The organism is Mesoflavibacter profundi (assembly GCF_014764305.1).
Taxonomy (GTDB): Bacteria; Bacteroidota; Bacteroidia; order Flavobacteriales; family Flavobacteriaceae; genus Mesoflavibacter; species Mesoflavibacter profundi.
In genome coordinates this window covers 2,516,639-2,530,267 of the sequence record NZ_CP061703.1, presented here as the reverse complement: position 1 = coordinate 2,530,267, position 13,629 = coordinate 2,516,639, and the positions used below count along the sequence as shown (strand labels likewise).

Below are 13,629 nucleotides of genomic sequence, written 5' to 3'. Positions count from 1 at the left end.
TTAGTTGTGGCTTTTTTTTAATAATTAAAATTAACCTTGGTAATTAATCATACATCAAAAAATTACCATTAAAATTTCCGTTTACTATTTCGCCATCATTTCTAGTAAATTCAAAACTAAAATTAATAGTATCTGTGGTTAAACTTGAAATTGTAATGCTTCCTGAGTTAGCATTTAAGTTGTCATCAGAATTATTTCTATCTAATAAAATATTACCATCTTCTAATTCTCCATCAATAAATTGAGCATTTACTTCAAATTGTAAACTTGGCATATCTGAAAAGTTGTACGTTTGCTCTGCTAATGGATTTTGGTTAATTCTGATAGTAAAAATATTTACATTATCAAGTTGAGTCCCATTATTTAGAGCATCTAATACTTCTGTTTCAGACTTATTGATTAAACTTACAAAAGTGCTTCCTCCTATTGAAGGTTCTACAAAAACTGAATTTACAACATAAGTTTCATTATTTAATGTTATTACATTTGTGCTTTGTTGCTCTTGTTCTTGAGAATTATTTTCGTCGTCTGAAGAACAACTAAACACTGTTAATATAAAACAGAAAAAGACTACAACTTTATTTAGTTTTTTCATTTTAAAAATTACTGTTTTAAGATTTTTATTGTTTGGTTTGATTGGTTAGTGCTTATGTTTAAAAAATACATTCCTGTTGGTAAATTAGAAATGTTAATTTGAGATTGATTAGCTATATCAAGTACTTTTTGACCATTTACATTAAATACTGAAACGTTTTCAATGGTTTGTTTAGTTTTTATATTTACAATGTCTGTTGCAGGATTTGGATATAACTTAATAGAGTTACTTGTGTAATTAACTTCATCTATACCTAAAGTAGAATCGTATTCATAAGCACCTAAATCTATTGTAGAATTGAAAATTCTATTGTTACCCGATAAATCTAAATCTCCGTATAAACCTAAATTATAAAATGAGTTAGTTCCTTGGTCTATAACTGCTGTAGACGAAGCGGTTGGTTTGTAATCTGAATCTAAATTTGGATTTGCAGTACTAATATTAAAAGCATCTGCATCAATATTAGCTGTGTAAGGATATATAGTTGGTGCTATACAATTATCAATATCTAAATCCCCAAAATTCCCTTCGGCAGGTTTAGAATTATCAAAAACTTTATCACTAACAATAGATGTATTAGTATATAGATTATTATAGAAAATAGAATTATATACATCTACAACATTTTCTAACGAACCAGATGAACTTATATTGATTAAATGTTTAATTGTAGTGGTAGAAAAATCATTTTGATTATTTACAAACGTTGAATTAACAATAGTTGTACTCATATTTGAAGTTCCCGTTTCTCTAAACCATATAGCACCAAAGTCTGAATTAAATTGATTATCAGAAAACTCTAAATTCACAAATCTAAAATCGATAGGTGTATTACTACTTGAACTTTGAAATAAGCAAACACCATTATTAACTAAATTTTCTTTTATAGCAACATTAATAAATTCAATAGTATCTGTAAAATACCTATAATCCATCAGTAATCCGTTACCCGTATAATTGTTTCTAATGATACTATTTTTTAGCGTAAAGTAAGATGTGTTATATGTCGTTGGAAAATAAATTACAGGATTACTTCCACTTGGTTTATGAGCGTTTTCAAAAATAAAACCATCAAGCGTTACCAAGTTTGTGTTAACATTCATTAATTGCCCTACGTTATCAGATTTGTTAGATGCAAAATCTCCAGCAATATCATTTCCATTTATATCTCCTGATATAATGGTAGCATTTGTGGTATAGATTAACGACATATCTCTATCATTTTCATCGGTTTCTGTACCATCAAAACCACCAAAAATTTGAACATTATCATCAATTACTGTAAATCCTCCAGTTGTAGGATAATAAGTTCCGGCTTTTACAAATACCTTTCCTCCAGGTACAAAACTAGTAGAATTTAAAGCATCATACAAAGAATTGTAAGCATCTACCCAAGAGGTACCATCATTGTTACCTGTTGCACCTGCATCTACATAAATATCTCCTATTGGTGCTGGTGTTGATAGATTTGCAATATCACCTGGTCCATGAAACATAGCTGTATTTGCATGCTGAATAGCTCCTAAGCCAATGATTGTTCCACTAGAATACGTTCTTGAATTTTGAAAACAATCTGTCGCAGGAAAATCAGAGAAATTATAGCCTCCAAAACCACCCATAGTACCGTTTTGACGATAGGCTGCTAAAGGTTCAAAATTTCCTGAAGAAATATCTACAAAGGGTGTTGTTGGTAGATATACAGAATTTGAAACATCATTTGTAGGTGTGAAATCACGAGCGTTAGTATCACCAAAATTTATTCCTACACCAGAAGTAGTAAATCCTACAAATTCAGTTGTACCTACATTGTTATAATAAATGTTGTTATACCAAGCTCCGCCTACGCCACCTGAAGTTTTCTCTAAACGAATACAACTGGATACTGAAGCCGCTACACCAGCGCCTTCTTGATTTAAAGAAAGAGTATTATTATTAAAAAATATACTAAGACCTTGAGCACCGTTAGAAATAAATCTAGCTACACTACCAGACTTTCCTGCATCTTCTACTTTGTTTGCAATAAATAAGTTATTTCCTATAAAAATCTTATCATAATCCCTAATTGTTCTATACTCAAAAGCATACCCAACTTGAGAAACATTTTCATCTACAACACTATTTAGTAATGAAAACGTTTTAATAGGATTTGAACTAGTTCCTCCAAATATATTAGCCCAAATGTCAAAAGCTGGTCTTGAAACTGCATAGTTTCGAGTAAAACGACAATTTAAAAGTGTGATTTGATTTTGGGTATAGTTAGTTCCACTTGCTGGATGACTGTATAAAGCACTTCCACCGTAAGCATTTACAAAGTTAATACGATCAATTACAATGTTTTCTTGTACATGAACTAATGTTGATCCACCAACAGTAGTTGGTTCTATTTGTAAAATACGTGTAGCATTATCACCTTTATTTGTTGATGTTGCACTAGGCACTTCTACCAAATCATCACCATTAAGATCTCCAGATAAATACACTGGATGCAACCAAGGATCTGTACTTCTGTCGGATCTTGCAGACTCAGTACCAACAAAACCACCATAAATATTAACACCATATTGATTTAAAAATGGAGTTGAAGCATTAACAGGTTTGTACGTTCCTTCTGCTATCCAAATTTCTGCTCCTGCAGTCGTTGTGTTAGTAAGCGCATCATGTAAAGAATTGTAGGCATTTGCCCAACTTGTACCGTCGTTAGTACCTGTAGCATCAACATCTACATAAATTATGGTCTGTGCTTGCGTAAAACCAAACACTAAAAAGGTTAATAATAGTAATGTTTTTTTCATTTTATAAAGATTTATTTTTAGAACTATGTATTGCAAAAAAAACGCTGTATTGCACATTTCTAATTTGGTTTTTTCTGAATGTCCTTAATTTCTTTCTAAACATTTTATTTTTAATTGAAATAAAAAAAAGCCTACTAATAGCAGACTTTTTTCTAGTTAAGGGTAATAAAAAATAGTTAGTTTATTCGCAGTTCATTTTTTGTCCGTAAGGCATTTGTCCGTGGATAATTCCGCCAAATTGAGAGCTACCATAACCACTGCCATTGTACTGCTGTTTAATTAAAAAGCCTTGTAAATAGCAATCGTTATTTTTATTTTTTTCTGTGAAAGCACCTTTAATCCAACGGTATAAAATACGACCTGTGTATTTATTTGTTACAATATTCCAGTCGTTAGATTCTATATTTAACTTTAAAAGTTTTGCGCCATCTTTTGCAATGGTTTTAGAAACATTTTCTTTAGCAAAGTTGACTAGTGATGCATTGCTATTCATACTACCTGCTTTTGGCATTTTTATAGCATCTGCAGTTGCTTTTGCTGCTGCATCATAATTTGCTTTTAATGTAGCTTCAAACTCTTGTACGATTGGCTTTGCTTTTTCTAACCAATCTAGATGAAATTGTTGCTCACCTTTACCAATAATATTTAAAACTGTAATGTCATTTTGATGCATATATGATGGTACATTAAAAGCGTGTCCGCCTTGATGAGAACCTGCATAAATAACAAAGACATCTTCTGCAATAAGCATACCTCTAACAAGTATTGGCATACCAGTACCAAGCTCTAAAGTTTGAGATCTGTCTGCTCCAACTTTTGTTGTAAACATACCAGAAACTAATTCGTAACCAATATAACCTTCTGGTGACATGGCGACTAGTTCTGGTGTTGTTAAAAAGCGTAACCACGCATATTCTGGATCTTGCGCAGGCAACAAATCTACATTATCGCCCATGTCTGTCATTTGGCGTCTTATTTTTACGCGATCAACACCAACTGCACTCATACCTTTTGTCATCGCAAACGGATACGACATGTATAAAAACTCGTCACTTACTGTATTAGCTGGTTTAGGCTTATTAGCTTCGGCTTCTTGTTGTTTTTTCTCAAGATATTTTTGATAGTATAAATCTTGTTTCGCCTGATCGTTTGGGTATTTTTTAGCTAATTCTGCTTTAAATTCTTCATCGGTGTATTCTGTTTTTGATGCATTTTGATTAGACGTTGAAGAACTGCTAACCATTCCTGAAGAATTTTCAGTTTTTGAAGACGAGCTTATGTCTTCTTTTTTATCTAACTTCTTCTCTACTGCTGCTTTGGCTTTCTTTTTTAACATTTTACCAAATTGCGCATGCGATGTTGTGTAGCATAAAGCTATAGCTAATAATAGAACTATTTTTTTCATAAGAATCGTGTTTAATAGACTTCAAAATAAAGTACTTAAGCACCATTCTTAATTTGGATTTTTCTAAAACCGAGGATTTTTTTTCTGAAGGAATTTCAGAAAATTCAAATTAATCACATAAACGTTTCCTTGATTACTTCAAGAAACTGATCGCGTTTAGATTTTGAAATTGGGATGCGTTTTTGATTGTTCATTAACAAATAATCGCCATCATCTTTAACCAATTCATCAACATATTTTAAGTTGATTAAATACGAACGATGACATTTAAAAAACATCGCATTGCGTTCTAATTGCTCAACAAAATGCTTTAACGGCTTGCAAATGGTTTTTTGTTTGCCATCAATAAGTTGTACGTTGGTGTACATACCATCAGCTTCAAAATATACGATATCATTATGCGATGCGAACATGATTCCTTTAGGAATTTCTAAAGCAATTTTATCCATTGAGAGTTGCTTTAACGAATCGCGTAACTTGTTTAATTGGTCGTTTAAATTGTTGGCTTTTATCGCTTCTTCGGCTTTTGCAACTGCTTCTTTTAACTCGGTTGTATCAACTGGTTTTAACAAATAATCTACTGCTGATAATTTGAAAGCTTCAATCGCATATTGATTGTACGCCGTCACAAAAATGATTTTAAAATCAATCTGATTTGGAAAGTATTCTAAAATGTCTAATCCAGACTGATTAGGCATTTCGATATCTAAAAAAACAACATCTGGTTTACTGGTTTTAATCAAATCTACACCAGATGCTAAATCTTGCGCTTCTTCAATGCTAGTAATACTTGCGCAATGTTCAGTTAGCAGGTTTGATAGTAAATGTCTCGCGCGTTTTTCGTCGTCTATAATTATCGCTTTCATATCTTAATGTATTGGCATCGTGATGACCACTTTTGTACCTGCAGCAACATCATTTTCATCATACAAATCGTTGGTAGTTATAGCTATATCACGTTTTAATTTGTTTTTATAAAGATGCACACGTTCCTCATTAGCTTTAGTGGCAAAGGGTTTGTGCTGTTGGTTTGGTCGTTTTAATTTTTCGGATTGTGCTCGACCAATTCCGTTATCTTCAACCGTAATTTCTAATTTATTTTGCTGAATAATTTTAGCTTCAATTTGTAATTTTCGATCGTTTAATTTGTGTAGTAATCCGTGTTTTAAAGCATTTTCAACGTACGGTTGAATGAATAATGACGGTACTTTTATCTGTTTTGTCTTCAATTGATTATCGACAGAAATCGCATATTCCAATTCATCTTCAAAACGCACTTTTTCTAATTCTAAATACAATTTTAACGCGTTTAATTCTTCCTCTAAAGTAATTTCGTTTTGCTGACTGTAGTCTAAATACATACGGATTAATCGGCTAAACTTCACTAAATACGAGCTTGCCAATTCCTTTTCATTGGAAATGATATAATCTTGAATTGAATTTAAAGCATTAAAAATGAAATGTGGATTCATTTGCGAACGTAGATTTTCTAACCTTAAATTCGTTATTTTTTTATCGATTAAAATTTTATCAACTTCAGCAATGCGTTGTGCTTCTTTTTGTTGTAATCGCCATCTAAAATACAGCCAAATTAATCCAAAAACAGTTAATAAAACCAATGCATAAAACCAATAGGTTTCCCAAAATGGCTTAGCAATAACAAAGGTTATTGGTGCTGCAAAAACAGGATTTTTAGCACTAATATTTTGCGCTTTTAATTCGAAAGTATATGTGCTACTTGATAAACTATTAAAGTTGACAAAATGCGTATTTAAAGGAATATTTTGCCAACTAGAATCTATTTCTTGTACACGATATTGATATTTTACATGCTGGTTAGATTGAAATCCGTTAGAATTGAACTTTAAACCTATTTTATTTAAATGATGAGGCAATTTATAGCTGCTTGCTACCAAAGTATCTCGATCGTTAATCGATACCGCTTCTACCCTAACCTTTGCAGTTTTAAAAGTTTTAAACAGGCCATCTTGTTTTGGCAAAGTGTAAAAGCCATTTGGTAAAACTACGACCAACTGATTTTGCAACACCAAAAGGCTATTTACTGCAGTATTTAAACCATCTTGCGCACTTAACGATTTAAGCTCATGAGTTTTGGTGTGATATTGAAATAAGCCAGAATCGGTTCCTATCCACAGTAACCAACCATCGGACAAAATGGTGTTGATTTGAATATTTTCAGGAAGTTTAATTCCAGAGGATTGTAATGTGTTTTGCTCATATTTAAGTAATCCGTTGTGTTGCGTTGCTAACCAAATAATTTCGTTAGTGTTTGCGATAGCATTTACTAATAAACTAGTTGAATTGTATTGAATTTCTTCAGAAGAAAAGGTATTACAATTGTATTTGTAAAGTCCGTCGATATAAGACACAAACAACGCGTTACCCGAGACTACTGAAGCCTTTACACGACTTTCCTTTAGAATTTGTTTTTCAGGATTATTAAACGCTTTTTTATACACAATACCTTGACGGTAATTACCATAAAACAAGGTGCTGTCATTTATTTTTGAAAATGTTTTTGCTACCGAAAATCGGTTTTTTACATCGGTAATTTTATCGGTTTTTAAATCGACTATAAAAGATTCTGAAGCATTTATACTAACAATTAATTGCTCTTTTTCAGCATCAAAATATAATTTACCAATTATCTTTTTACCAGGTAATTGCAGCGTTTTCTCCAGTTGATTTTGGTGGTAAAACAGTAATTTACCGTCATTGGTTCCTAATACAAAATGATTGTTTTGTAATGCTAAAGAAGCTGTAATTTTAGATTCAATAGCTGATAATTCTACACGACGAATATTTAAATTAGGTGATACAAACACACCATTATCTAGTGTAGTAAACCAATAATTGTTGTTAAAATCTATTTGAACGTCGGTAACAGATTCGGTACTAAAAAGTTGTTCTGTAAACGTAAAATATTCATTTTCAAACTCATAAACAAAAATTCCAGAACTAGTTAAAAACCAATATTCGTTATCAAAATTTAAAATATTGTAGATGGTTTCGTTTTGTAATCGTAACGGTATTGCTACTTTTTTTGACGTATTTTCTGCTTTATCAATCACATAAAGCACATTTCCTTTTGCACTATTGTGAATTAAAAATACATCGTTTTTAAAAGCAAATAGTTTTGGCGATTGTATACGATTGGCACTTGTAATTTCAAGTATTTTAGTTCTTTTTTGCTTTCCTAATTTATATAATCGGTGACGCTTTAATTCGCCTTCAAAATTAATAATAAACGTGTAATTACTATCGTGGTCTCTAACATTGGTAATACACATACCTTTAAAGACTTCGGTAACTTGTTTGGTGGTTTTATTAATGTCGAAAATCCCAATTACGGTAAATAACCTGATGTTATTTTCTAAAATTTCAAATTGTGCTAATTGCCCATTTACAAGTTGACTTGCATCGTAAAATAGTTGTAAACGATCATTTTCAACATAAAATAATTGTCCGTAAATATTGTTACACCAAAGTCGGTTTTCGGTATCAAATTTTAATTGAAATAGTGAATTTGATTTTTGTTCTGGATGCGTAAATTGCTCGTAAGTTTTTCCGTTATAACGATACAAACCTTTGTTTGCTGCTAACCAAATGTAGTTTTGGTAGTCTTCAGCGATATCATAAAATTCTACATCTGGAAGGTTAGAAACCTTAGACATATGCTGAAATACCGGATTTTGTGAAAGTACAAAAACTGGTAATAATAAAAATAATATGAATTTAAAATTACGCCACATAATTAATAATAAGCAAACTTAATATTTAATTATCTAACCGTTATTTGTTTTTTCTGTATCTAAGTGATTTTTTTCTAAATAAAAAACGCAACCAAAATAGGTTGCGTTTTACTTTATCAAAAATTTAACTAACTAATAAAATTAAAAGATAAAGGATATGTTGGAGTTTCGCCATTACTTGCCTTAATAGCATTGATTACTGGAAAAATAACAGATATAATTCCTAAAACTATAAAGCCTAATAGTCCAAGTCCTAAAAATAAAATTAATGGAATACACAGTAGACAATACACTAGTAAACTTAACTGAAAGTTAACTATATTTTTTCCATGCTTGTCTAAATTGTAAACTTTGTCTTTTTGTGTTAGCCAGATAATTAATGGCAATAAAAGACTACCAAAACCAATTACTAATGTAATTAATTGACTTAAATGTGTTAAGACAATAAGTTGTTTGTTTTCTTGCATGATTAATAGAATTTGATTGATACTTATAAGACGTATCATTTCTAAAAACGTTACAAGATTTACATTATTTTTTACTAATGAGGAAGTTTATCCTTTAAAACACCATATAAAAACGTACCTACTATCGCCGATATAATAACTATTAATATTGGTAAAAAACCAGCACCAACAAGAGTAAATAATGGTCCAGGACAAGCTCCAGCTAAAGCCCAACCTAATCCAAAAATAATTCCTCCAAATAAATATCTATAAACCGATTTTTCTTTTTCAGGGATAATAATTGGTGTTCCATCTATAGCTTTTAGCTTTTTACGTTTTATGATTTGCGTAAAAATAATTCCGAAGAATAAAGCAGAACCAATAATTCCATACATATGAAAGGACTCAAACCTAAACATCTCGAAAATTCTAAACCAAGAAGCTGCTTCAGATTTATACATAATTACACCAAATAGCATTCCTACTAATAAATAACTAATAGTTTTTTTCATAATTAAAAAATTAAGGGAAATATTAAGTGTACCATGATTAATCCTCCAATAAAAAATCCAATCACAGCAATTAATGAAGGCTTTTGTAAATTACTTAATCCAGAAATTGCATGACCTGAAGTACATCCGCCAGCATAACGCGTACCAAAGCCAATTAGTAATCCTCCAATAATTAAAATAATAATGTTTTTAGGTTGTTGTAATGCTTCTGCTGAAAATAATTCGGTTGGCAAATAGGAATTCTTGACAGAAAAATCCATTTGCTCTAATGCAAGTTTTGTAGCGTCACTAATATCCGGCATTTCTGCAGTTGTAAGAAAATTTGATGCTAAAAAACCACCAATTATTGCTCCAACAGCAACTAATAAATTCCAACTATCTTTTCGCCAATTAAAATTGAATAAATTACTAACTTTTCCTGCGCCACACATAGCGCAAAAAGTTCGTAAATTGGAAGACATTCCGAAGGTTTTTCCCATTAATAGTAACAGGAACATTGTAAGTGCTATTAAAAATCCAGAGAGCAACCACGACCATGGTTGTAAAAAAAATTCCATAAAATAAATTTGAACAAAAGTACTGCTAAATTTAAATTATGGAAAATTTATAATAGTATATCGTCAACCAAAACTTTTTACTTATTGATTTTGAATACTTTAGTTAAAATATCTTCCATCAAACACCATTTAGTGATTGCAGACTGAAATAAATTTGCGCCTACAAACACTGTAAACCATAACCAATTTTGATTAACGTACATACCTAATAATACGCTTATTATAACAAAAATTCCTGCTATTGCTCTTATATACCTGTTTAACATAACTATTAATTTATTTTAAAAATACTTTAAATTCTATCACTCGTAGTAACAAGTTTACTGATGATTTTTTCGTTCAATCATATAATACACTAAAGGCACAACTAATAAGGTTAATACAGTCGAAACGATGGTTCCTCCCATTAACGAAATAGCTAATCCTTGAAAGATCGGGTCAAACAGTATAACAAATGCACCTATAACTACTGTTCCTGCAGTTAATAAAATTGGTGTTGTACGCACTGCTCCTGCTTCTATTGCGGCTTGTTTTAGTGGCACGCCTTCTTCTAATCTTAGATTGATAAAGTCGATGAGTAATACCGAATTACGCACCATAATTCCCGCTAACGCAATCATACCAATAAATGATGTTGCGGTAAAAAATGCGCCCATCAACCAGTGACCTAAAATAATACCAATCATTGATAATGGTATAGCAACCATCATCACTACTGGTGCTTTAAAGTTTTGGAACCAACCTACAATTAAGATGTAGATTAAAGCAATTGCTCCTAAAAAGGCAATTCCTAAATCTCTAAATACTTCCAAGGTAATTTGCCATTCTCCATCCCATTTTACGGTGTAATCATCTTCAAATTCTGGTTGTCCTAAATACATTTCATTGATCTTATAACCTTGTGGTAACGGAATTGCTTTTAGCTTCTCTTCCATTCCTAATATCGCATACGCAGGACTTTCTAATTCGCCAGCCATATCTGCTAACACATAAACCACACGTTTTTGGTTTTTACGGTAAATGCTTTTTGCACTTGTCGTTTCACTAATATCAACCAAGTCTACAATTGGCACTAAATTACCTTGTTGTGATTTCACTTTTAACTGCGAAATATCTTGAATGGTTGACTTTTCCTTTTCATCTAAAGCTAATACTAAACCTATTTGATTCACTGCATCTTCGTCATATAACACCGTTAACGGTCTGTTGGATAATGCCATATTCATCGTATAAGCAATCTGCTTTGGTGCTACTCCGTAAAGCATTGCTTTTTCTTTGTCTATTGTGAATTGAAATTCTTTTTGATCAGCTTCTACCATCCAATCGACGTCAACAACATCTTCTGTATTATTCAAAATATTTTGAACTTCATTAGCAATTTCCATTTGCTTATCATAATCAGGACCGTATATTTCAGCCACTAAAGTTGATAATACAGGTGGACCTGGTGGCACTTCAACAACCTTAACATTCGCATTATATTTTGAAGCTATCTTTTGAATTTCAGGACGCAATAATTTTGCAATATCGTGAGATTGCGCACTACGTTCGCCTTTATCAATTAAATTCACTTGTATATCTGCCATATTACTTCCACCTCGTAAATCGTAGTGACGTACTAATCCATTAAAGGTAATTGGCGCCGAAGTCCCAATATAATTTTGATAGTTAACCACTTCTGGTCGCGTTGATAGGTATTGTGAAATTTCTTGAGCTACAACTGCTGTACGCTCTAAAGTTGTCCCTTCTGGCATATCAATCACTACCTGAAATTCGTTTTTGTTATCAAACGGTAACATTTTTACAACAACCGAATTGGTAAAAAACATCACCATTGTTCCCATTAACAAGATGAAAGTTAATCCTAAAAACAACCAACGTTTTGAAGAACTTTCAATTAACGGACGTTCAAATTTTTCGTAGAACTTGTAAATTAATGTGTCCTCTAAAGGCTTTTTAGGCTTCTCCTCTGCTCCTTTTTTATCTTTTTCACGCAAGAAAATATACCCCAAATATGGTGTTATAGTTAATGCAACAAATAATGATAAAATCATTGCAATAGAGGCACCAATTGGCATTGGCGCCATATATGGTCCCATTAATCCAGACACAAACGCCATAGGCAATACCGATGCAATTACGGTAAATGTTGCCAAAATAGTTGGGTTACCTACTTCGTTAATGGCATAAAGAGCCGCTTGTTTAAAAGGCAAGCGTTTCATTTTAAAATGCCTATGCATATTTTCGGCAATGATAATGGAATCGTCTACCACAATACCAGTTACAAATACTAATGCGAATAAGGTAATTCGGTTAAGCGTATAATCTAGCATATAGTAGCTTAACAGCGTTAATGCGAATGTAATTGGCACCGATAAAAACACAACCAATCCACCACGCCAACCCATTGCCAACATTACAACAAATGTTACTGCGATGATAGAACCAATAAGGTGTAATAATAATTCTGATACTTTGTGAGACGCTGTTTCACCATAGTTTCTGGTGATTTCTACGTGTACATCATCAGGAATTAAAGTTTTACGTAAATGCTCTACTTTATCAATGATGACATCTGCAATTTTCATCGCGTCTGCACCTTTTCGTTTTGCTACCGAAATAGTTACTGCTGGGTATTCTGATTTGTAATCACTTGCTTTTTCGCTAGCTTGACCAAAACCAAGACTAACATAATTTTGTGGTACTTCAGGACCATCAATAATTTTCGCCACTTGCTTTAAATAGATAGGCTGATTTTGCTGAACACCAACGACTAGATTTTCAACATCAGTCATCGATTCTAAAAATTTGCCTGTATTTACAACAAATTCAGTATCATTTTTATCAAAAGTGCCGCTATTTAATTGTGCGTTGTTGGCTTTAATCATTTCAGAAACCGATAAAAAGTCTAAACCAGCACTTGCTAATTTGTCTTTATCTAAAACGACTCTTATTTGACGTTCTCTTCCACCTATTTTATGTGTGATAGCAACGTCATTCACTTTTTTAATTTCGGCTTCTATTTCTTGAGCCATTTGCCCTAATTGGAAATCGTCATAGTTTTCACTCCACAATGTTAAACCCAACATTGGCACATCATCAATAGCACGTGTTTTTACTAATGGAAATGTAACGCCTTCTGGCATTTGATCCATATGCTTATTGATTTCGTTATATAATTTCACAAAAGAACGCTCGATATCTTCGCCCACATAAAACTGAACGATGACCATTCCCTGCTCTTTCATAGATGTAGAATACACATATTCCACACCTTTTATATTTGAAATTAATTGCTCTAAAGGCTTAATCACTCTAGATTCAACCTCGGTTGGACTTGCACCAGGATAACCCACAAAAATATCTGCCATAGGCACATCAATTTGCGGCTCTTCTTCACGAGGAATTAAAAACGAGCTGTACACACCAATGACCATAAATACAATCATTAAAAGCACTGTAAGCTTAGATGTCATAAAGACTTTGGCAATTTTTCCTGCTAAACCTTCTTTCATTTTGATTTCTTATTTTTTGGGCGTTTTAACGGGC

Annotated in this window: 10 protein-coding genes; all 10 read right to left on the bottom strand. The window is 32.1% G+C overall.

The genetic code is table 11. The annotated features are described in order from the left end of the window. Positions 1-43: 43 nt before the first annotated feature. Entirely contained in the window at positions 44-595 is a 552-nt protein-coding gene (locus IFB02_RS11365) for a hypothetical protein (protein WP_106688464.1), read from the bottom strand. A gap of 8 nt (positions 596-603) precedes the next feature. After that, complete coding sequence (locus IFB02_RS11360) at positions 604-3,387, bottom strand: T9SS type A sorting domain-containing protein (RefSeq protein WP_158256269.1); 2,784 nt, start codon at positions 3,385-3,387, stop codon at positions 604-606. A gap of 181 nt (positions 3,388-3,568) precedes the next feature. Continuing rightward, complete coding sequence (locus IFB02_RS11355) at positions 3,569-4,792, bottom strand: hypothetical protein (RefSeq protein WP_191072778.1); 1,224 nt, start codon at positions 4,790-4,792, stop codon at positions 3,569-3,571. Positions 4,793-4,905: 113 nt separating this feature from the next. Beyond that, positions 4,906-5,658 carry a LytR/AlgR family response regulator transcription factor gene (locus IFB02_RS11350; protein WP_191072777.1) on the bottom strand — a complete coding sequence of 251 codons (753 nt, stop codon included), beginning with the start codon at positions 5,656-5,658 and terminating at the stop codon, positions 4,906-4,908. A 3-nt stretch (positions 5,659-5,661) separates the two neighbouring features. Then, entirely contained in the window at positions 5,662-8,487 is a 2,826-nt protein-coding gene (locus tag IFB02_RS11345) for a sensor histidine kinase (protein ID WP_223878840.1), read from the bottom strand. A gap of 206 nt (positions 8,488-8,693) precedes the next feature. Beyond that, positions 8,694-9,032, bottom strand: coding sequence for a DUF4870 domain-containing protein (locus IFB02_RS11340; RefSeq protein WP_106688459.1), 339 nt, complete (start codon positions 9,030-9,032; stop codon positions 8,694-8,696). Between the two features lie 74 nt (positions 9,033-9,106). After that, positions 9,107-9,523, bottom strand: a complete 417-nt coding sequence (locus IFB02_RS11335) for a DUF6691 family protein (protein ID WP_106688458.1) — start codon at positions 9,521-9,523, stop codon at positions 9,107-9,109. A gap of 2 nt (positions 9,524-9,525) precedes the next feature. Then, positions 9,526-10,080, bottom strand: coding sequence for a YeeE/YedE family protein (locus IFB02_RS11330; protein ID WP_106688457.1), 555 nt, complete (start codon positions 10,078-10,080; stop codon positions 9,526-9,528). A gap of 77 nt (positions 10,081-10,157) precedes the next feature. Further along, on the bottom strand, positions 10,158-10,346 hold the full coding sequence (locus tag IFB02_RS11325) for a YgaP family membrane protein (RefSeq protein ID WP_106688456.1): 189 nt from the start codon (positions 10,344-10,346) through the stop codon (positions 10,158-10,160). A 54-nt stretch (positions 10,347-10,400) separates the two neighbouring features. After that, positions 10,401-13,595 carry an efflux RND transporter permease subunit gene (locus IFB02_RS11320; RefSeq protein ID WP_106688455.1) on the bottom strand — a complete coding sequence of 1,065 codons (3,195 nt, stop codon included), beginning with the start codon at positions 13,593-13,595 and terminating at the stop codon, positions 10,401-10,403. Between the last annotated feature and the right edge of the window lie 34 nt (positions 13,596-13,629).